This window comes from Halomonas sp. ABH4_019, assembly GCF_056159885.1.
Window position 1 is genome coordinate 225,636 of record NZ_JBSWWC010000004.1, and the last position, 19,562, is coordinate 245,197.

Sequence of the window (19,562 nt, forward strand, 5' to 3'; positions counted from 1 at the left end):
CGGGGCAGACTCACCACTCAGGGTGCCGTCGCGTCGTCTTGTGTCTCGGGAGCGGTGGCATCGGCTTCCGCTGCCGACGCAGGGGGATACTCGGGACGGTCGTAGAGGTGCTGGCGGGCCACGTCGATGATGGCGATATCCATCAGGAAGCGGCGCCCGAGCAGGATGGGCTTGTCCAGTCGGGGGCGATCGTCGAGGGTGAATTCCACGCTCTCGCGCAGCGGCCCGAGCGTCATCAGCAGCCGGATCACCGGGCGCGACACCTCGCTGCCGCCACGGGTGACCTTGATCCGGCGTTCCACCGGGGCCTCGATCCAGTCGTCACGCACCGCCTCGACCACCGCGTCGGCTTCGTTGAGGCTCAACTTGAACCGCACCCAGTCCTCGCCATCGCGTTCGAAGGCGGTGATCTCCCGGGCCGAAAGCGAGGACGTGTCGGCACCGGAATCGATGCGCGCCTCCAGGTAGCTGCCGACCTCGGGCAGGTCGACCCATTCGGTGCGACCCACCAGGGTCTTGTTGTCCAGGCGTTCTTCCGCCGCCGGACAGTCTCGCGCCTGGGGAGCTTGCGGCGGCTCATCGCGCTGGCCGGCGAGATCGCGGCGCACTTCGCGCAGCAGGTAACCGACCTCGCGGACATCCGCACGCAGGCCGAGGCGTTCCTCGCGGTGCTGCGCCATGGCGAGATCCCGCAGGTCGCAGCGTGCCTCGAGCTGAGTCTCCAGCCGATCGATGCGCGACTCGAAGGCCTGGGGCGTCAGCGGTTCGGGCGGTGCCTCGCGGTGCGGAGGCACCAGGCCACACCCTCCGAGCGACAGCAGAACGGCGAGGGGCAAAATCAGCGAGGGGCGAATCGGCATGTCGAGGACATCCTTGGCTCTGGCGGGTGGAAAGGCGAAGGCGATGCGGATTGCCGCGATGATGATAAGGAGCGGGGGGCGAGCTGTCCATGTCGGGGCGGGCCTGGTGACTGACGGCGCGGGGCTTGCACGACTTCTTCATGATTCATATTTAACATAATATATATTACGCGAACTCTTGGCGCAGAGAAGGCGAGTCGCGGCGCCAGGCAATCTACCCTATGATTTCTCTACATGCCATATACAGGGTTTTTATTGATGTATAGAAAAATCCGCCTCGCCGCCTGGATGCTTGCCCTGCTGCTGGTCGCCGGCTGTGCCGGCGTCGATATCGAGCGCTACGCCGGCACCACGCCTCGCCTCGATATCGCCGAATACTTCGAGGGCCGGACGAAGGCCTGGGGCATGGTCCAGGACTACAGCGGCGAAGTGCAGCGCCGTTTCACCGTCGACATCGAGGGACGCGTCGACGGCGACACCCTGACCCTGGACGAGCGCTTCCGCTATGCCGACGGCGAGACCGATCGCCGCGTCTGGACCTTCGCGCGGCAAGGCGACGGCCGCTGGCAAGGCCGCGCGAGCGACGTCGAGGGCGTGGTCATGGCGCGTCAGGTCGGGCATGTCTTCCACATGCGCTACCCGCTCGAGGTGACCGTCGACGGTCGCGACATGACCTTCAGTATGGACGACTGGATGTACCTGCAGCCCGATGGAAAGCTGATCAATCGTACGGCCATGCGCAAGTTCGGCCTGACCCTGGCCGAGGTCACCCTGGTGTTCGAGGACGACGGTCGGCCAGCGTCTCGATGAGGCGACGCGAGGCCGCAACGACACGGCCCCGGCCGCTCTCGGGGAGCTGCCGGGGCCGTGTCGCGTCGAACGCAGCGTCTTACAGCGGCTTGCTGTCGTCGGCTTCCTCGTCGGCGGGCGCGTAGGAGCCGTCGGCGCGGTGCACTTCCTTGCCGGTCAGGCCCGGGGTGAACACGCAGGCCAGATGCATGGTCTTGCTCGCCCGCAGCAGGTGCTCGTCATGCTGGTCGAGGATGTAGATGTCGCCCGGCTTGATCGGCCAGATCTTGCCGTCGGCCAGGGTCTCGACCTCACCTTCCCCCTCGATGCAGTACACCGCCTCGAAGTGGTGCTTGTAGTGGATATGAGTCTCGGTGCCCTCGAAGATCCGGGTAATGTGGAAGGAGCACTTGCCGCCATCCTCGGCGAGCGACAGGCGGGTGCTGTCCCAGTTGCCGTTTTCGGCCTTGACCAGGCGGTCTGTCTGGCGTGCTTCCTCGAGATTGCGAACGATCATGGCGCTCTCCGTGTGCTGACTGTTGGAGGGCCGCCGGCCCGGGGCCGGTCGGCATGATGACCGCAGGCGGCCCACGAAGCGGCTCCTGCGGTCCGATACGGCGGGCCCGGTTTACAGGGCCTGCTTGGCGCTGGCCTCGAGAATGTCCAGGCCCTCGACCAGGTCCTCGTCGGGAATGGTCAGCGGGCACAGGCACTTGACCACTTCGCCGTCCTGACCGCTGGTCTCGATGATCAGGCCGTTCTCGAAGGCCTGGGCGGTGATCTTGTCGGCGATGTCGCCGCTGCCCACGTCGATGCCGCGCATCAGCCCGCGGCCGCGCTCGGAGGCAGCGATGCCCTTCTCTTCGCCGAGCCAGGCGGCGATCTTCTGGAACCGCTCCTCCACGATACGCGCCTTGCGCTGCACGTCACGCTCGAAGGTGTCGTCGCTCCAGTACTTGCGCAGCGCGGCGGCGGCGGTGGCGAAGGCCAGGTTGAAGCCGCGGAAGGTCCCGTTGTATTGCCCCGGCTTCCACTTGTCCAGTTCCGGGCGCATCAGCACGTGCGCGAACGGCAGGCCGAAGCCGGAAAGGGACTTGGAGTTGGTGACGATGTCGGGCACCACGCCGGCGTGCTCGAAGCTGAAGAACTTGCCGGTGCGGCCGCAGCCGGCCTGGATGTCGTCGACGATCAGCAGGATGTCGTTCGCGCGGCAGATGCCCTCCAGGCGCTTGAGCCATTCGAGGCCGGCGACGTTGATGCCGCCCTCCCCCTGCACCGTCTCGACGATCACCGCGGCGGGCACGTCCAGGCCGCCGGACTTGTCGCCGAGCAGCTTCTCGAAGTAGTCCAGGGTATCGGTGGCCTCACCCAGGTAGCCGTCGAACGGCATGAAGGCGGCCCCTTGGGTCGGCACGCCACCGGTGGCCTCGCGGAACTTGCGGTTGCCGGTGGTGGCCAGCGCCCCCATGGTCACGCCGTGGAAGCCGTTGGTGAAGCTGACGATGTTGTGGCGACCCTTGGCCACGCGGGCCAGGCGGATGGCCGCCTCGACGGCGTTGGTGCCGGTCGGCCCCGGAAAGTGAACCTTGTAGTCCAGGCCGCGCGGCTTGAAGATCACCTCTTCCAGGGTCTCCAGATAGTCGCGCTTGGCGGCGGTCCAGAAGTCCAGGCCATGGACGATGCCGTCGTCGGCCAGATAATCGACCAGCGCCTGCTTCATGTGCGGGTTGTTGTGGCCATAGTTCAGGGTGCCGGCGCCGGCCAGGAAGTCGATGTACTCACGACCGTTCTCGTCGGTCAGGCGGGCATTCTGTGCCTTGGTAAAGACGACCGGAAAGGAGCGGGAATAGGTCCGGACGTCGGATTCCATGCGTTCGAGGGTCTGGGTCTGCATTGCGACCTCCTGTCGGATGAAGCGGTAGCGTAGGGAGACGGCGCCGGCCCGTGGGGTGCCGGCGGCGTATTCTGGATGGGTTCAGATGTCGGCGGTCTGGAACGGGCCGATGCGCACGAGGTTCTCGGGATCGTGCTCGCCGCCGAGCTGGTCGGTGGAGAAGTACTCGCGGCTGTTCAGCGGCGCCTGCCAGCGGTCGGCGAGCCGGCGGAACAGCCCCCAGGAGGCCTGGTTGTCGGGGGTGATGGTGGTCTCGAGGTGGTGCACCTCGGCGAGCTCGGCGCGCGTCATCACGGCCTCGACCAGGCGTCGGGCCAGGCCGGTGCCCCGGGCCTTCTCGCCCACGGCGACCTGCCACAGGAAATAGGTATCGGGGGCATTGCTCTTCACGTAGCCGGAGACGAAACCGACGATCTCGCCCTCCTCGTTGGTGGCCACGGCGCAGCTGTCCCGGAACTGGGTCGCCAGCAGCAGGTAGGCATAGGCGGAGTTGACGTCCAGCGGGGGGCAGGACTTGACCAGTTCGTAGATGCCCCAGCCGTCGTCGGGATTGGGCTTGCGGATGAACAGCGGGGTGGCCTGATGGCCGACCACGGCATCGGCCACACTGGGTCGAGCGAGGTCGGCGGAGGGAATGAAGGGCTCTGTGGTTGCGTTCATTGTCGTGTTCGCTGTAGCGAATTTGGAAGGCATCATAACAGCCGCTTAGCGGCTTTTCAAAAAGCAGATTATCCAGCTGCCTGAAAACCATAATACGAAATTATAGTATAGCCGGCGGCGCCGATACGACGCGGTTTTATCAGCATAGTCGGCTCGGCCGTCGGTGCCCTCCTGGGCCCCCAACGCAAGCGGGCCACCCCGTTCAGGGTGGCCCGCTCATGTGGCGAAAATGTGACGACGCGATGTCGTCGTCGCCTCAGCGCCGGGTCGGCGTGCGCATGGTCACGAATTCCTCGGCGCCGGTGGGGTGGATGCCCACCGTCTGGTCGAACTGGGCCTTGGTCAGCCCGGCGCGCACGGCGATGGCGATGCCCTGAATGACCTCGCCGGCCTCCTCGCCGACCATATGAGCGCCCACCACCACGTCGCTCTCGTCGTCGACGATTAGCTTCATCAGGCAGCGTTCCTCGCTGCCGGACAGGGTGTGCTTCATGGGCCGGAAGTCGGCGCTGTAGACGCGAATGGCCTCGAAGCGCTCGCGAGCGGCCTCCTCGGAGAGGCCCACGGTGCCGATGTTGGGGTGGCAGAACACCGCGGTGGCGATGCGCTCGTAGTCCAGCGGCTCTGGGGTGGTCTCGCCGAAGTGGTGCTCGACCAGTTTCATGGCCTCCTCCAGCGCCACCGGGGTGAGTTCCGGGCCGCCGGTCACGTCGCCCAGCGCCAGGATCGAGGGCACCGAGGTCTCGAAGCGCTCGTTGACCGACAGCGTGCCGTCGTCATGGGTGGCGATGTCGAATTGGTCTAGCCCCAGGCCCTCCAGGTGCGGTCGGCGGCCGGTGGCGGCCAGCACGGCGTCGACCTCGAGGCTCTCGCCGCTGGTCAGGGTGACCTTGAGACCGCCCTCGACCTGCTCGATGGCCTCGATGTTGGTGCCGAAATGCAGGTTGACGCCCTTCTTGGTCATCTCGTCGCGGGTGAACTCGCGAACCTCATGGTCGAAGCCGCGCAGGAACAGGTCGCCGCGATAGATCAGGTGGGTGTCGCTGCCCAGGCCGTTGAAGATGCTGGCGAACTCCACGGCGATATAGCCGCCGCCGAGCACCAGGAAACGCTCGGGGAAGTGGTCGAGATCGAACACCCGGTTGGAGTCCAGCGTCAGTTCCTTGCCCGGGAAGTCCGGCACCCAGGGCCAGCCGCCCACGGCGACCAGGATCTTCTCGGCGCTGACGGTCTCGCCGGCGACGCTGACGTGATGGGCGTCGAGCACCTTGGCGCGGCCGTTGATCAGGCGCACCCCGGCGTTGTCCAGCAGCCGGCCGTAGATGCCGTTCAGGCGCTTGATCTCGCCGATCTTGTTGTCGCGCAGGGTCGCCCAGTCGAAGGCCGGCGCCTCGGAGAGGCTCCAGCCGAAGCCGCCGGCGTCCTCGAAGCTGTCATGGAAGTGGGCGGCGTAGGAGTACAGCTTCTTGGGCACGCAGCCGACGTTGACGCAGGTCCCGCCCAGATAGCGGTCCTCGGCCACGGCGACACGCGCCCCGGTGGCCGCGGCGGTCCGCGCGGCGCGCACGCCGCCGGAGCCCGCGCCGATGACGAAGAGGTCGTAGTCGAACTCGGACACAGTGATCTCCTGATGGTCGGATCGTCATGAATTTGCGATGGATCATACCAGTCGCCGTGGCCCCCCGGGAGGCCCGGCCCATTGACCATGGCTATGCGGGTAATAAAAAATACTCGCTGTCATACGGCCTGATCATAAGAGACTCCCCCCCATGAACACCGAAATGCAGCGACTCCTCGAACGCAACCGCGACTGGGCCGAGAACGTCCGTCGCCAGGATCCCGACTTCTTCGCCCGCCTGTCCGAGCAGCAGAATCCCGATTACCTGTGGATCGGCTGCTCCGACTCCCGGGTGCCGGCCAACCAGATCATCGACCTCCCCCCCGGCGAGGTCTTCGTGCACCGCAACGTGGCCAACCTGCTCCACCACAACGACATGAATGCCCTGTCGGTGGTGCAGTTCGCCGTGGACGTGCTCAAGGTCAAGCACATCATGATCGTCGGCCACTATGGCTGCGGTGGCGTGAAGGCCGCGGTCACCGGCGGCGAATGCGGCATCGTCGACTACTGGCTGCACTCGGTCCGCGAGCTCTACAGCCATCATCGCCCGGCCCTCGAGCACCTGCCCCTGGACGAGCAGGTCGATCGCATGTGCGAACTCAACGTCCAGGCCCAGGTCAACAACCTGTGCCGCACCAAGATCATCCAGCGCGCCTGGCAGCGCGGCCAGGAGCTGGCGGTGCACGGTTGGGTCTACGGCCTGAGCGACGGCCGGGTCAACGACCTCGAGTGCAGCGTCTACGGCCTCGACCAGGTCGCGACCCTGTACCGCATCGACCGGCTGAACGTGCCGCAAGAGGACTGATTGCTCCACCGCCCGGCGAGTGCGAGCCGCCTTCTCATTCGCCGGGTGCATGAGGCCTGTCATTTTTTCGATTGTCTTCCTGCCGTGGAACTCTCTATGTTGAGGGTCGGACCGGAACAAACGGTCGTTCGCCTACCGTGAGGCGAAACACATAACAATCCATCCGGCATGGAACGACACATGACAATCAAGAAGACCCTACTGGCCAGCGCCGTCGGCGCCGCCATGACCGCGGCTGCCTTCGTCCCGGCGGCCCAGGCCGAGACCTCCCTGCGCATGGCCTACGACGCCGACCCGGTGTCGCTCGATATCCACGAGCAGCTCTCCGGCGGCATCCTGCAGCTTTCCCACATGACCTTCGACCCGCTGGTGCGCTGGACCCGGGACCTCGAGTTCGAGCCGCGCCTGGCCACCGACTGGGAACAGGTCGACGACACCACCATGCGCATGACCCTGCGCGAAGGCGTCGAATTCCACAGCGGCAATGCTTTCACCGCCGAGGACGTGGTGTGGACCGTGGAGCGACTCAAGCGCAGCCCGGACTTCAAGGCGATCTTCGAGCCCATCGCCTCGGTCACCGCGGTCGACGAGCATACCGTGGAGATCACCACCAAGAAGCCCTACCCGCTGCTGCTCAACCTGGCCACCTATGTCTTCCCCATGGACAGCCAGTTCTACAGCGGTGAGGACGCCGACGGCGATCCCAAGGACGAGATCGTCAAGAACGGCAACTCCTACGCTTCGCGTCACCTGTCCGGTACCGGCCCCTATGAGGTCACCGAACGCCAGCAGGGCGTGCGAATCGCCTTCGAGCGCAACGATGCCTACTGGGACGAGGACTCCCCGGGTAACGTCGACGAGATCGTCATGACCCCGATCAGCGAGAACGCCACCCGCGTGGCGGCGCTGCTCTCCGGCGACGTCGACTTCATCGCCCCGGTGCCGCCCAACGACCTGGAACGCATTCGCAACGACGACGACACCCAGCTGGTCACCATGTCCGGTACCCGGATCATCCTCTTCCACATGAACCAGGAGCGCGTCGAGGCCTTCCAGGATCCGCGGGTCCGCCAGGCCTTCGCCTACGCCATCAATCAGGAAGGCATCGCCGACCGGTTGATGAAGGGCTTCGCCACTCCGGCCGCCCAGATGTCGCCGGAGGGCTATGCGGGCCACGTGGATAGCCTCGAGCCACGTTACGACATCGAACGCGCCAAGGAGTTGATGGCCGAGGCCGGCTTTGAGGACGGCTTCGAGATCACCATGATGGCGCCCAACAACCGCTACGTGAACGACGCCAAGATCGCCCAGGCGGTGGCCGCCATGCTGGCGCGCATCAATGTCACCGTGGACCTCAAGACCCTGCCCAAGGCCCAGTACTGGGGCGAATACGACGATCGCGTCGCCGACATGATGATGATCGGCTGGCACGCCGACACCGAGGACTCGGCCAACTTCCACGAGTACCTCACCGCCTGCCCGGACGCCGACACCGGGGCCGGCCAGTACAACGCCGGCAACTACTGCAACCCCGAGCTCGACGCCCTGGTGGCCGAGGCCAACCTGGAGGTCGACCGCGAGGCCCGCGCCGAGATGCTCCAGCAGGTCGAGCAGACCCTCTACGACGAGGCCGCCTTCGTTCCGCTGCACTGGCAGGACCTGGCCTGGGCGTCCGCCGCCAACGTCGACATCGAACCGGTCCTCAACGTGATGAACTTCCCCTACCTCGGGGACCTGGTCATCGAGGAAGAGTGACCGACACCTCGCCGGTGCGCCGGCGAGGCCTTTCCCCATCCTGACCCGGTGGCGCGCTCGGGACGAGCGTGCCACCCCGTATTAGCTACGGGACGCCACTCATGATCGCCTTTCTGATCAAGCGCCTCTTCCATGCGCTGCTGGTGATGTTCGTCATCAGCGTGATCGCCTTCGCCATCCAGGACAACCTGGGCGACCCCATCCAGCAGATGGTCGGCCAGTCGGTGCCGGAGAGCGAGCGCGCCGCCCTGCGCGAGGAGCTCGGTCTCAACGACCCCTTCGCGGTGCAGTACCTGCGCTTCGCCGCCAATGCGGTGCAGTTCGACTTCGGCTATTCCTACGTCTTCAACGAGCCGACCACCGACGTGATCCTGCGCCACCTGCCGGCGACCCTGGAGCTGGTGGCCGCGTCCACCTTCCTGATCATCGCCCTGTCGATCCCCATCGGGGTCTACAGCGCCATCAAGCCGCGGGCCTGGCTGTCGCGGTTCTTCATGGGGGTGTCGATCATCGGCATCTCGATTCCGGTGTTCCTCACCGCCATCGTGCTGATCCAGCTGTTCGCCATCGGGGTGTCATGGTCGCCCTTCCCCGCCGATACCGGCTGGGGCGCCTGGCTCAATGATCTCATCAGCACCGAGGGCGGCATGCCGGCGTACGGCCGCGGCAACCCGGTGCCGGTGTTTGGCACCTGGGAGACCAACTTCGCCTCGCTGGAGGGACTGACCTACCTGGTGCTGCCGGCGATCTCGCTGGCCTCGATCATGCTGCCGCTGTTCATTCGCCTGATCCGCGCCGAGATGCTCGAGGTGCTGCAGTCCGAGTACGTCAAGTTCGCCCGCGCCAAGGGCATCTCGCTGCGTCGCATCTACTTCCTGCACGCGCTGAAGAACACCATGCTGCCGGTGATCACCGTCGGCGGGGTGCAAATCGGCACCCTGGTGGCCTACACCATCCTCACCGAGACGGTGTTCCAGTGGCCCGGCATGGGCCTGATGTTCCTCGACGCCATCGAACGCTCCGACATTCCGCTGATCGTCACCTATCTGATGATCGTGGGGCTGATCTTCGTGATCACCAACACCCTGGTCGACCTGATCTACGGCCTGGTCAACCCCACCGTCAAGCTGACAGGAAAGCCCGCATGACCACCGATACCTCCTCCGTCGCGAGCTCCGCCACGGCGAGCCGCTGGGAGCGCTTTCGCGACTCCTACTTGCTCTACAGCTTCAAGCGCGACCTGATCGCCCAGGTCAGCCTGGCGGTGTTCATCGTCATGGTCGCCTGCGCCGCCCTGGCCCCCTGGCTGGCGCCGATGAACCCCTACGACCTGGCGCAGATCGATATCCTGGCCTCGGAGCTGCCGCCCTTCTGGGTCGACGGCAGCGACCCGGCCTACGTCATGGGCACCGACGCCCAGGGCCGCGACCTGCTGTCGACCATCCTCTACGGCCTGCGGGTCTCGCTGATCATCGGCTTCGGCGCGGTGGCGATGCAGGCCACCCTCGGGGTCTGCTTCGGCCTGCTGGCCGGCTACCTGGGCGGTCGCGTCGACGCCTTTTTGATGCGATTGGCCGACATCCAGCTGTCGTTCTCCACCCTGATGGTGGCGATCGTGGTCGGGGCGCTGTTCAAGGCGATCTTCGGCGGCGCCACCTTCAGCGCCTATGCGGTGCCGCTGCTGGTGCTGATCATCGGCCTGGCGGAGTGGCCCCAGTATGCGCGCACGGTGCGCGCCTCGGTGCTCGCCGAGAAGGGCAAGGAATACGTCGACGCGGCCCGGGTGATGGGGCTGCGCAGCCGGCGCATCATGTTTCGCCACATCCTGCCCAATACCCTGTCGCCGATCTTCGTGATCTCCACCGTGCAGGTGGCCAACGCCATCATCTCCGAGGCGGCGCTGTCGTTCCTCGGCCTGGGGATGCCCGAAACGCAACCCTCGCTGGGCTCGCTGATCAAGTCCGGCTTCGATTACATCCAGTCCGGCTCCTGGTGGATCACCCTGATCCCGGGCCTGGTACTGGTGGTCCTGGTGCTGGTGATCAACCTGCTCGGCGACTGGCTGCGCGACGTGCTCAACCCCCGTCTCTACAAGGGCTGATTCTCATGTCACTTCTCGAAGTCAACCATCTCGACGTGCGCTTCGCCCTGCGCGGCGGCGACGTCAAGGCGCTGCGCGACGTCTGTTTCAGCCTGGATCGGGGCGAGCGCCTCGGCATCGTCGGCGAGTCCGGCGCCGGCAAGTCGGTGGCCGCCTTCACCCTGCTCAACCTGATCGCCAAGCCCGGCTACATCGCCGGGGGCAGCATCCGCTTCGACGGCCAGGAGCTGATCGGGCTGTCCGACCGGGCCCTGCGCCGCATCCGCGGGCATCGCATCTCGATGATCTTCCAGGATCCGATGATGACGCTCAATCCGGTGCTGACCATCGGCGAGCAGATGGTGGAATGCCTCAAGGCCCACCGGCGGATCTCGACCAAGGACGCCCGGGCGATCTCGCTGCGCAAGCTCCAGCAGGTGCAGATTCCCTCGCCCGAGGCGCGCCTCGACCAGTACCCCCACGAGCTGTCCGGCGGCATGCGACAGCGGGTGATCATCGCCATCGCTCTGCTGCTCGACCCCGACATCATCATCGCCGACGAGCCGACCACCGCGCTCGACGTGACCATCCAGGCCGAGATCATGGCGCTGTTGCTGGAGCTGTGCGAGGAGCACAACGTCGGCCTGGTGCTGATCACCCACGACCTGGGCGTGGTCAGCCAGGTCACCCAGCGCATGTTGGTGATGTACGCCGGCAGGGTCATCGAGCAGGGGCCGACCCGGGAGATCATCAACGATCCCCAGCATCCCTATACCCAGGGGCTGATCAATGCCCTGCCCCAGATGGCCACCCCCGGCGAGCGCCTCAACCAGATCCCGGGCAGCATGCCGTCGCTCTCCCGCCTGCCGAGCGGCTGCGCCTTCCATCCGCGCTGCGGCTTCGTGACCCGGCGCGACGGCTCACGCCGCCAGGCCTGCGTCGACGAGGTGCCGGGCTTCGTCACCTCTGGCAACTGCCAGGCGGCCTGCCACATGGTCGCCGAGATGATCGAACGCGAACGCATTCCGGCCGAGGAGCAAGACCGATGACCACCGCCTCTCCTTCCACCCCTGGCGCACCCACGGGCTCCTCCGCCGCGCCTGGCGTCTCGATGGATGCAGCCCAGGCGCCGGAGACGGCCGCCCCGCTGCTGTCGATGCGCGGCCTGGAGAAGCGCTTCTCGCTCTCCGGCGACTTCCTGGAGCAGCTCAAGTTCAAGGGCGGCAAGCTGGTCCGCGAACAGGAGTACGTGCACGCCATCAACGGCGTCGATCTCGACATCCAGCGCGGCGAGGCGCTGTGCGTGGTCGGCGAGTCCGGCTGCGGCAAGTCCACGGTGGCCCGCACCGTGATGGGCCTGATCTCGCCCACCCGCGGCGAGATCCACTACGACGGCGAGCGCATCGACGACCGCTCCACCAAGGAGTTGCTGCCCTTCCGTCGGCGCATGCAGATGATCTTCCAGAATCCCTATGCGTCGCTTAACCCGCGCATGACCATCCAGCAGACCCTGGAGGAGCCGATCCGGCTTCACCATCCGGACTGGTCGCCCCAGCGCGTCAAGGACCAGGTCGCCGAGGTGATGGCCTCGGTGGGCATCGCCCCGGACTGGGGCGCGCGCTACGGCCACGAGTTCTCCGGTGGCCAGCGTCAACGCATCGCCATCGCCCGCGCCCTGGCGGTGGACCCGGAGTTCATCGTCGCCGACGAGCCGATCTCGGCGCTGGACGTGTCCATCCAGGCCCAGGTGCTCAACCTGCTGATGGAGGCCCAGCGGCAGCGCAACCTCACCTACCTGTTCATCACCCACGACCTGGCGGTGGTCGAGCACTTCGGCACTCGGGTGGCGGTGATGTACCTGGGCAGGGTCTGCGAGGTGGCGCCGACGGCGACGCTGTTCGCCACGCCTCGCCACCCCTATACCCAGGCGCTGATGTCGGCGATCCCGCGGCTGGAGGACGACCGCCCCCAGCATATCCGCCTGGAGGGCGAGGTCCCGACCCCGGTCCGCCTGCCGTCGGGTTGCGTCTTTCATGGCCGCTGTCCCCACGCCAATGCGCGCTGCCGCGACGAGGTGCCGGCGCTGATCGCCACCGACGAGGGCGGGCAGGTGGCCTGTCACGGCGTGCAGGAAGGCCGGATCTGACGTATCGAAACGTGCCTGCGCTTGGCGATACGGCGTTAAAAAGCGGCTCGTGCGCGAGCCCTGGCTAGGCGTCCCCGTCAACGTCTTCATTCAGGGCTCCCCATCGACGGCTTGTGCCCGTGACATCCATGTCACTCGCTCTTCGAGCAGCAAGGCTGCCCGAATCGGCAAATCCTGGCCGATCTGTCGCCTTGCGACCCACAGGGACGTGGGACGTGCGTTGGCCCGTAGGGACGGGCCCTAGCCCTGACCTTCGCTCGTCGACTCTTCGGCCGAATGATAGCCGTCGTTGACGACCCGCCTGGTCGGTTGGTCAATGGCGGCTAACCTGAGTAGACTCCCCGGCCCTGGCGATCCGGCACAAGGAACACTATGGAACTACGCTGGCTGGAAGACTTCATCGCCCTGGCGCAAACGCGCCATTTCTCCCGGGCGGCGGAGGCCCAGAACGTGACCCAGCCGACCTTCTCGCGGCGCATCAAGCTGCTCGAGGAGGAAATGGGCACCACCCTGATCAACCGGCAGACCCTGCCGCTGTCGTTGACGCCGGCCGGGGAAGAGTTCCTGGCGCTGTGCCAGGACGTGACCCGGCGGGTGTCCATCGCCCGCGAACGCCTGGGCCAGCTGGCCCAGGCCGATGCCGGGCGCATTCGTCTGGCCGCGCCCCAGAGCCTGTTGGCCAACTTCCTGCCGGAATGGCTGGCGGGCCTGGAGCCGGCGCCGCCGGTGGCGCCCTATCTGAGGGCCACCGGCTGGCTGGTCGACGACTACTTCCAGGCGCTGCGGCGCAACGAGTGCGACCTGGCGCTCTGCTACTGGCCCGCCGGGCCCTGCCCGCTGAGCCTCGATACCACGGAGCTGGAGGTCATGCCGCTCGGCGAGGAGCGCCTGGTGCCAGTCTCGTTGCCCGACGCCGACGGCCGCCCGCGCTTCACGCTCGAGGACCCCGGGCGGCGCCCGCTGCCGCTGATCGCCTACCACCCGCGCGGGATGATCGACCAGAGCATTCGGGCACACTTGGAGGGGCTCGGCGAGACCCCGACCTTCAGCGTGCTCAACGAGAGCATCCAGAGTGGCAACATCCGCGAGCTGGTGGGGCTCGGCTACGGCCTCGGCTGGCTGCCCAGGCGTTCGGTGCAGGCATCGCTCGCCGCCGGCGGCCTGGTGCCCGCCGGCGGGGGGCGCTGGGAGGTGCCGATGGAGATCCGCCTCTACCGGCATCGCGGCAATCCCCACCCGGCGGTGGACGCCCTGTGGCAGCGGCTGGCCACGGCCCGAGTCGCCGGCAGCACATGACCCCCGGCCGCCATGACGCGGGGTTCCGGCCCCCGCCGGGCCTGGCCAACCGCCACCTCCAGACCCTGCTGCCCCGCGGGCTCCCCAGGCCCTGCCCGGCGCTGTATCACGAGGAGCTGGCGCTGCCCGACGGCGACCTGGTCGAGCTGGCCTGGCTGGCGCCGGGTCCCCGGCACGAGACGGCGCCGGTGTTCGTGCTGTTCCACGGCCTGGAGGGATCGGTGGACTCGCCCTACGCGCGTCATCTACTGGCGGCAGCCGGTGGGCTTGGGCACCGTGCCCTGCTGATGCATTTCCGCGGCTGCGGGCGTCGTCCCAACCGCCGGCCGCGCGCCTATCACAGCGGCGATACCGCCGATGCCCATTGGCTGCTGACGCGTTTGAGGCAGCGCTATCCCCGGGCGCCGATCGTGGCCTGTGGCGTATCGCTGGGCGCCAACATGCTGCTCAAGCTGGTGGCGGAGGATGGTGCCAACGACCTGGGGCTCACCGGGGCGATCGCCATCGCCCCGCCGGTGGACCTGGCCGCCAGCGCCGATGCCCTGGAGCGGGGCTTCGCCCGCGTCTACCAGCGTCATCTGCTGGCGGCCCTGAAGGCCAAGGTGGCGCCACGGCTCGATGCCGGCGAGCTGCCCCTGTCGCTGACGCCCGCGCGGCTGGCCGATCTCGCGACGCTGCGCGAGTACGACGAGGCGGTGACCGCGCCGCTGCACGGTTTCGCCGGCGCCGCCGACTACTACCGACGCGCCGCGGCCGGTCCCCTGCTCGGCGGCATCCGGCTGTCGACCCTGATCCTGCATGCCGCCGACGACCCCTTTATGCCGGGTGACCTCTATGCAGGCGTCGCGCTCGGCCCCGGTATCCGCCTGGAGACCGCCCGCCACGGCGGCCATGTGGGGTTCGTCGAGTGGCGCGACGGACGGCTCGGCAGCTGGCTGGCGCGTCGCGTGGCCGACCAGCTGACGGCCTGGCATCGGGCGCCGAACGTGACCCGCTGGCGGTTCAGCCGATCGGGCAACTGACGCCGGTGCCCCTGAGGCCGCAGTAGCCGCCGGGGTTCTTGTCGAGGTACTGCTGGTGGTAGTCCTCGGCGTAGTAGAAGGTCTCGAGCTCGGCGATCTCGGTGGTGATCGGCCCGCGGCCGGCCCGGGCCAGCGCCTCGCCGTAGGCCTCGCGGCTGCGCTCGGCGGCCGCTCGCTGGTCGGCATCGGTGGCCAGGATGATCGAGCGGTACTGGGGCCCGATGTCGTTGCCCTGGCGATCGCCCTGGGTGGGATCGTGGGCCTCCCAGAAGTGGCGCAGCAGGGTCTCCAGGTCGATCACCCCGGGGTCGTAGACCACCCTCACCACCTCGGCGTGACCGGTGCGACCAGTACAGGTCTCCCGGTAGGTCGGATTCGGCGTCACGCCGCCGGCGTAGCCCACCGCCGTGACATGCACCCCGGGCAGCTGCCAGAACAGCCGCTCGGCGCCCCAGAAGCAGCCCAGGCCGAGCACGATCTCGGCCATGCCCGACGGCCAGGGAGGCGTCATGGCGTGGCCCTTGACCGTGTGATGGCCGTCGATCGGCATGGGCGTGTCGCGGCCCTCGGGGGCAAGCTGGGAAGAGGCTGCCATCGCGTTGCTCCTGTTATCGGGTCAGCGCCGGGGGATCGCCCGGCAGGCTGAAGGTGTAGATCAGGTCCACGGCCTGGGAGGCGCCGGAGACCGCCTCCAGGTAGAGGTTCCGCCACAGTTTATAGCGCAGGCTCAGCTCGGCGATCGGCGAGAATACCCCGACACCATAACCGACGCTGAGACGGTCGGTGAGGTTCCCGGTCACCACCACCTGGCTGTCCTCGCCGCTGCCGGCGGTGTCGAGGCTCAGATCCTGGACGCCGAAGGCCTCGCCGATGGCGCCCACGGTGCCGCCCGCCTTGCCCAGGGTGACGCCGAGCAGCGCCGAGGTCAGCGCCGCGTCGGCGCCGCCGCCATCATCCGGGGCGCGGCCGCGCAGCACATAGGAGAGTGCCCGGGACTCGTCCATGGCCGGCTCGGAGAAGATCTCCAGGCTGGGGTTGGCCGCCGGGCCGGTGACCCTCAACCCGGCGACGACCCCGTCCTCGGTGTTGTCCGGATTGCGGACCGCTTCGAAGTCGAGCAGCGGCTGGCCGGGCGGACCGCTGAAGTAGAGGATCCCCTCGCGAATGATCAGGTCCTGGCCGAAGGCCCGGAAGCGCCCGTCCTCGAGGTTGACGTTGCCGAACAGCTGCACGGGGCCGCTGGACTGTCGAACCTCCAGCCCCCCCGCCAGCCGCGTCTCCAGACCATACGCCTCCAGGCGCATGTCCGGCCCCAGGGCCAGCGTCACGCGCACGTCCAGCGCCATTCCGGCCTGCTGCATCGCCTCGGCGGTGGATTCGCCCGCCTGGCCGTCGGCGACGCGGCGGTCCTCCGCCTCGGCCTCCTCGCGGGTGACGATCACCTCGTCGGGACTCGGCGAGACCGCCGAGGCCGGTACCTGCCCCACCTCGAGCCGCGCCCAGGGCACGTTCACCTGACCGCGCACCCGCAGCCGCTCCGGGGTGGCACGGATCGACAGGTCCGGCGCCAGGCGCAAGCGGCCGAAGCCGGGCAGTCCGGCCTCCAGGGGGCTGTCGAGCCCCTCGAGATCGATGGACGCCCGCCAGGCCTCCGCCGACGGCCAGCTCGCATCGCCGGTGATGTCCAGGCGGCCCTCTTCGCTCGCCAGGTAGCCGTCGATGTCGGCGCGCTGGCCGCTCAGCGCCACCGTCAGGCCGCCGTCGGCGACCGCCAGCGGCAGGCCGAGCCCCTCGGCGCGCAGGCCACCCAGCTCGAGGCGACCGTCCAGCAGCGGCTGCGCGCGGCTGCCGCCGATCTCGATGTCGCCGTCCAGGCGCCCCGCCAGGGTGTCCATGTCGGCGATCAGCGGCCGATAGGGGCTCAGTTCAACCGCGTCGACAGCGAACTGCCCGCTCAGCTGGCCGGCCCCCATCGGGTCGGTGATCCCCAGGTCGAGGCGCAGTGCGCCGCGCTCGCCGAGGGTCAGCGCCAGGTCCAGATCGGCGCGGCCCTGGTCGGCGTCGAGCTCGAGGGCGAGCCCGGTGCCGGGCACCGACCAGGGCTGACCGTAGGCATCCTCGCCGGCGATCTCGACCTGGCTGTCGAGGCTCGCGGTGGCCTGCCAGGCGCTGCCGCCCCGCGACCATTCCGCCGCCAGGTCCCCCTCGCTGTCGCCATCGATGCGCCATCCCGGAGGCATGGCGGCGTTGATGAGGTCCATGGGCAGCTCGCGGATCGCCAGCACGGCGCGGCCGCTGTCCGGCGAGGCCGTCAGCGGCTCGGTCAGGCACAGGCCGCCGCCCTGCTCGCGCCGCAGGCAGAACGGCTGCACGTCCACCGCGCTGTCCGCCAGGTCGGCCTCGAAGGCCAGTGCCTGGTCGAGGGCGAGGCGGCCGTAGGCGGTGTCCGCCTCGAGCGGCGTCAGGCGCCCCCGATAGCGCTGGCGATCCTCGCCGAGACCGCCCGCCAGGGCCAGGTCGAGCGAGCCAAGGGGGCCGTCCGGATCGCCGTCCACGGCCAGCGTCAGGCGATGTTCGGAGAGCCGGCCGTCGAGGACCAGGTCGATCGCCTCGAAGGCCTGGCCGCCGGCGGTGACATCGGCGGCGTCCAGGCTCAGGTCGAGGGAGGGATCCTCGAGGCCGGCGACTTCGCCCGCCAGGCGCAGCCGGGCGAGCCGGTTGTCGGCGAAGGCCAGGCGGTCGCCGTCGAGCGACAGCGAGAGCTGGGGGCTCGAGAAGCTGCCGCTGGCCTCGATGTCGCCGCTGAGCGCGCCCGCCAAGCCGGGATAGAGGGTGTCCAGCCGCGGCATGTCGAGCCTGGCTTCCAGGTCCAGGTCCTCGGGCGCCACCGCGCCGGATGCCTGCAGGCGGTTGTCGCCCTGGCGCAGGCTCAGGGTGTCGATCTCCCAGTGCATGTCATGATCGCCGGACAGCTGCCCTTCCAGCGCGAACGGCTGCTCGGCGAGCTCGCCCTCCACGGCCAGCGTCGGCACCCCGAGACGCCAGCCATCGGCGCTCTGGGTGAAGGCCAGCTGGGCCTCGCCGTCGAGGCGGCCGGCGAGGCCCTCGACGAAGGGTTCCGGGTCGAGGCCGTCGACGGCGAGCCGGGCCGAGACCGACAGCGCCTCTGACCAGTCGACGCGGCCCTCGCTGCTGAGGGTGCCCTCGGGGGGCGTCAGGCGCAGTGGCGCCCAGTCGAAACGCCGCAGGTTGCCTTGGCCACTCAACTCGAGGCCGGTGCGTGGCAGGGACGGTCCCTGGGCGGCCAGCGACAGGCTCAGCTGGTAGCCGGTCAGCGAGCCCTCGGCGTCGAGGTCGAGGTTCTCGATCCGCCACGGCTCGGCAGGCGCCGCCTCGCCTTCGCCGTCACCGCCGGCCTGGTCGTCGCCGGACGGCGTGGCGCCGGGCAGCGGCCACTGCAGGGCCGTGCTGTCGAGCCGGGCCGTGAAGGGCAGCGTGGGATCCAGGGCGTCCAGCCGGGCGGTCAGCTCGGCCTGCACCGGGCCGCTCGCGGACAGCGCCACGTCCAGGCGGCTCAGATCGCCGGACAGGTCCAGCTCGAGGCGCTGTCCGGCCAGGGCCGGGAGACGCTCCGGCAGGTAGAAGTCGGTCCCCAGGCGCACGTCGAGGGGATAGTCACCGCTCAGGGTGACCTCGGCCTGGAGCTCGGCATCGGCCTCCCGGGAGGCCACCGCCAGGGGGTGGATGGCCACCCGCTGGCCGCGGGCGGTGACGCTGAGGTCGAGTCGATCGATGACATAGGCCTGGGGGCCTTCGAGGGCGGCATCCTCGAGGGTCAGGCTGGGCACTTCCACCGCCAGCGGCAGGGTGATCTCCGGCAGCGTCAAGCGTTCGCGCTCCTCCAGCGGGGTGTCGCGCACCCCGGCCGCGGACGGCGCGACGCTGGACGGCAGCGGCGAGCGGGCGGCCACGGCGGCGTCGATCGCCGCCGCGGTCAGCACCGGCTCGGGGCGCTCGGCTTCGCTCAGCGCCAGTTGATTGCCGGGCGAGATCGGCAGGGTCAGGCGCAGCCCGGCCAGGCGTGTCGGCGACAGGGTCAGGGTGTCGCCCGCGGCCTCGGCGCCGCTCGAGAACTCGGCCCAGCGCAGGCGGGTGCCGTCGGCGAGGCGCACCTCGACGTCGTTCAGGGCGAGCTCGCGCAGCGTTATCGGGAACGGCAGTTGGATCGGCCCCGGTGCCCCGCCGGCGGCCTCGTCGGTCGGCTCCTCGGCGGTGGGCTCGCCGGCGCCGAGGCGGATTCGCGCGCCCTCCACCGCCAGGCGATCCAGGCACAGTCGCCCGTCGAGCAGGCAGTCGTCGGCCCAGGCCAGCTCGAGGTGCTCGATCGCCACGCTCGCCGGGCCGGCGTCCAGGCGCAGCCCGTCGATCGTCAGGGTGTCCAGGGGGGCGCCCTCGACGGTCTCCACCTCGATCAGGCCCAGCCGCTGGCCCTGGTCGATGAGCAGTCCCGTGCCCCAGGGCGACAGGACCAGGCCCAGCAGCAGCAGGATCAGCCCCAGTAGCCACAGCGGCAGCAGGATCAACAGGCGGGCCAGGGCCCAACTCAGGTGACGCACTCTCACGATAACGACTCTCGC

At 68.5% G+C, this 19,562-nt stretch carries 16 protein-coding genes; 9 read left to right on the top strand and 7 right to left on the bottom strand.

Going from position 1 to position 19,562, the window contains the following annotated elements; genetic code table 11:
* Positions 1–17: 17 nt before the first annotated feature.
* Entirely contained in the window at positions 18–860 is an 843-nt protein-coding gene (locus ACXAFN_RS16780) for an ATP-dependent zinc protease family protein (RefSeq protein ID WP_474990564.1), read from the bottom strand.
* A 258-nt stretch (positions 861–1,118) separates the two neighbouring features.
* Between ACXAFN_RS16780 and ACXAFN_RS16785 the strand changes: the two genes are divergently transcribed.
* Positions 1,119–1,670: a DUF3833 domain-containing protein gene (locus tag ACXAFN_RS16785; RefSeq protein ID WP_474990566.1), complete on the top strand. Its 552-nt coding sequence runs from the start codon at positions 1,119–1,121 to the stop codon at positions 1,668–1,670.
* Positions 1,671–1,749: 79 nt separating this feature from the next.
* Here ACXAFN_RS16785 and ACXAFN_RS16790 read toward each other — a convergent pair whose 3' ends face one another.
* From ACXAFN_RS16790 to gorA, 4 genes are all read right to left on the bottom strand, one after another.
* Entirely contained in the window at positions 1,750–2,166 is a 417-nt protein-coding gene (locus tag ACXAFN_RS16790) for an ectoine synthase (protein ID WP_474990568.1), read from the bottom strand.
* Positions 2,167–2,277: 111 nt separating this feature from the next.
* Positions 2,278–3,543, bottom strand: a complete 1,266-nt coding sequence (ectB, locus tag ACXAFN_RS16795; protein WP_474990570.1) for a diaminobutyrate--2-oxoglutarate transaminase — start codon at positions 3,541–3,543, stop codon at positions 2,278–2,280.
* An 81-nt stretch (positions 3,544–3,624) separates the two neighbouring features.
* The gene (gene ectA / locus ACXAFN_RS16800; RefSeq protein WP_474990572.1) at positions 3,625–4,203 is read right to left on the bottom strand and encodes a diaminobutyrate acetyltransferase; all 579 of its coding nucleotides are present in this window, start codon (positions 4,201–4,203) and stop codon (positions 3,625–3,627) included.
* 256 nt (positions 4,204–4,459) lie between these two features.
* Positions 4,460–5,821: a glutathione-disulfide reductase gene (gorA, locus tag ACXAFN_RS16805; RefSeq protein WP_474990574.1), complete on the bottom strand. Its 1,362-nt coding sequence runs from the start codon at positions 5,819–5,821 to the stop codon at positions 4,460–4,462.
* 151 nt (positions 5,822–5,972) lie between these two features.
* On the opposite strand from gorA, the gene can reads away from it, so the two are divergent.
* From can to ACXAFN_RS16845, 8 genes are all read left to right on the top strand, one after another.
* Positions 5,973–6,626 (top strand): carbonate dehydratase, encoded by a 654-nt coding sequence (can, locus tag ACXAFN_RS16810; RefSeq protein WP_474990576.1) that lies wholly within the window; start codon positions 5,973–5,975, stop codon positions 6,624–6,626.
* Positions 6,627–6,806: 180 nt separating this feature from the next.
* Complete coding sequence (locus tag ACXAFN_RS16815; protein ID WP_474990578.1) at positions 6,807–8,381, top strand: ABC transporter substrate-binding protein; 1,575 nt, start codon at positions 6,807–6,809, stop codon at positions 8,379–8,381.
* Positions 8,382–8,482: 101 nt separating this feature from the next.
* Positions 8,483–9,529 carry an ABC transporter permease gene (locus tag ACXAFN_RS16820; RefSeq protein WP_474990580.1) on the top strand — a complete coding sequence of 349 codons (1,047 nt, stop codon included), beginning with the start codon at positions 8,483–8,485 and terminating at the stop codon, positions 9,527–9,529.
* Positions 9,526–10,482: an ABC transporter permease gene (locus ACXAFN_RS16825; protein ID WP_474990582.1), complete on the top strand. Its 957-nt coding sequence runs from the start codon at positions 9,526–9,528 to the stop codon at positions 10,480–10,482. The genes ACXAFN_RS16820 and ACXAFN_RS16825 overlap by 4 nt, the downstream gene beginning before the upstream one ends.
* A gap of 5 nt (positions 10,483–10,487) precedes the next feature.
* Entirely contained in the window at positions 10,488–11,510 is a 1,023-nt protein-coding gene (locus ACXAFN_RS16830) for an ABC transporter ATP-binding protein (RefSeq protein ID WP_474990584.1), read from the top strand.
* A gap of 62 nt (positions 11,511–11,572) precedes the next feature.
* Positions 11,573–12,607 carry an ABC transporter ATP-binding protein gene (locus ACXAFN_RS16835; RefSeq protein WP_474990586.1) on the top strand — a complete coding sequence of 345 codons (1,035 nt, stop codon included), beginning with the start codon at positions 11,573–11,575 and terminating at the stop codon, positions 12,605–12,607.
* Positions 12,608–12,979: 372 nt separating this feature from the next.
* Positions 12,980–13,903 carry a LysR family transcriptional regulator gene (locus ACXAFN_RS16840; protein WP_474990588.1) on the top strand — a complete coding sequence of 308 codons (924 nt, stop codon included), beginning with the start codon at positions 12,980–12,982 and terminating at the stop codon, positions 13,901–13,903.
* A complete protein-coding gene (locus ACXAFN_RS16845) occupies positions 13,900–14,925 on the top strand; it encodes a hydrolase (protein WP_474990590.1) in 1,026 nt (341 codons plus the stop codon). Before ACXAFN_RS16840 ends, ACXAFN_RS16845 begins: the two co-directional genes overlap by 4 nt.
* Here ACXAFN_RS16845 and msrA read toward each other — a convergent pair.
* Both msrA and tamB read right to left on the bottom strand, forming a co-directional pair.
* Positions 14,906–15,520, bottom strand: coding sequence for a peptide-methionine (S)-S-oxide reductase MsrA (gene msrA, locus ACXAFN_RS16850; protein WP_474990592.1), 615 nt, complete (start codon positions 15,518–15,520; stop codon positions 14,906–14,908). The two genes, ACXAFN_RS16845 and msrA, sit on opposite strands and share 20 nt — an antisense overlap.
* 13 nt (positions 15,521–15,533) lie before the next feature.
* Positions 15,534–19,547: an autotransporter assembly complex protein TamB gene (gene tamB / locus ACXAFN_RS16855; protein ID WP_474990594.1), complete on the bottom strand. Its 4,014-nt coding sequence runs from the start codon at positions 19,545–19,547 to the stop codon at positions 15,534–15,536.
* Between the last annotated feature and the right edge of the window lie 15 nt (positions 19,548–19,562).

What these genes read in the sequence shown, in the direction of transcription:
- ACXAFN_RS16780 (WP_474990564.1), bottom strand. Translation starts at nt 860, where the DNA reads ATGCCGATTCGCCCCTCGCTGATTTTGCCCCTCGCCGTTCTGCTGTCG.
- ACXAFN_RS16785 (WP_474990566.1), top strand. Translation starts at nt 1,119, where the DNA reads ATGTATAGAAAAATCCGCCTCGCCGCCTGGATGCTTGCCCTGCTGCTG.
- ACXAFN_RS16790 (WP_474990568.1), bottom strand. Translation starts at nt 2,166, where the DNA reads ATGATCGTTCGCAATCTCGAGGAAGCACGCCAGACAGACCGCCTGGTC.
- ectB (WP_474990570.1), bottom strand. Translation starts at nt 3,543, where the DNA reads ATGCAGACCCAGACCCTCGAACGCATGGAATCCGACGTCCGGACCTAT.
- ectA (WP_474990572.1), bottom strand. Translation starts at nt 4,203, where the DNA reads ATGAACGCAACCACAGAGCCCTTCATTCCCTCCGCCGACCTCGCTCGA.
- can (WP_474990576.1), top strand. Translation starts at nt 5,973, where the DNA reads ATGAACACCGAAATGCAGCGACTCCTCGAACGCAACCGCGACTGGGCC.
- ACXAFN_RS16815 (WP_474990578.1), top strand. Translation starts at nt 6,807, where the DNA reads ATGACAATCAAGAAGACCCTACTGGCCAGCGCCGTCGGCGCCGCCATG.
- ACXAFN_RS16820 (WP_474990580.1), top strand. Translation starts at nt 8,483, where the DNA reads ATGATCGCCTTTCTGATCAAGCGCCTCTTCCATGCGCTGCTGGTGATG.
- ACXAFN_RS16825 (WP_474990582.1), top strand. Translation starts at nt 9,526, where the DNA reads ATGACCACCGATACCTCCTCCGTCGCGAGCTCCGCCACGGCGAGCCGC.
- ACXAFN_RS16830 (WP_474990584.1), top strand. Translation starts at nt 10,488, where the DNA reads ATGTCACTTCTCGAAGTCAACCATCTCGACGTGCGCTTCGCCCTGCGC.
- ACXAFN_RS16835 (WP_474990586.1), top strand. Translation starts at nt 11,573, where the DNA reads ATGGATGCAGCCCAGGCGCCGGAGACGGCCGCCCCGCTGCTGTCGATG.
- ACXAFN_RS16840 (WP_474990588.1), top strand. Translation starts at nt 12,980, where the DNA reads ATGGAACTACGCTGGCTGGAAGACTTCATCGCCCTGGCGCAAACGCGC.
- ACXAFN_RS16845 (WP_474990590.1), top strand. Translation starts at nt 13,900, where the DNA reads ATGACCCCCGGCCGCCATGACGCGGGGTTCCGGCCCCCGCCGGGCCTG.
- msrA (WP_474990592.1), bottom strand. Translation starts at nt 15,520, where the DNA reads ATGGCAGCCTCTTCCCAGCTTGCCCCCGAGGGCCGCGACACGCCCATG.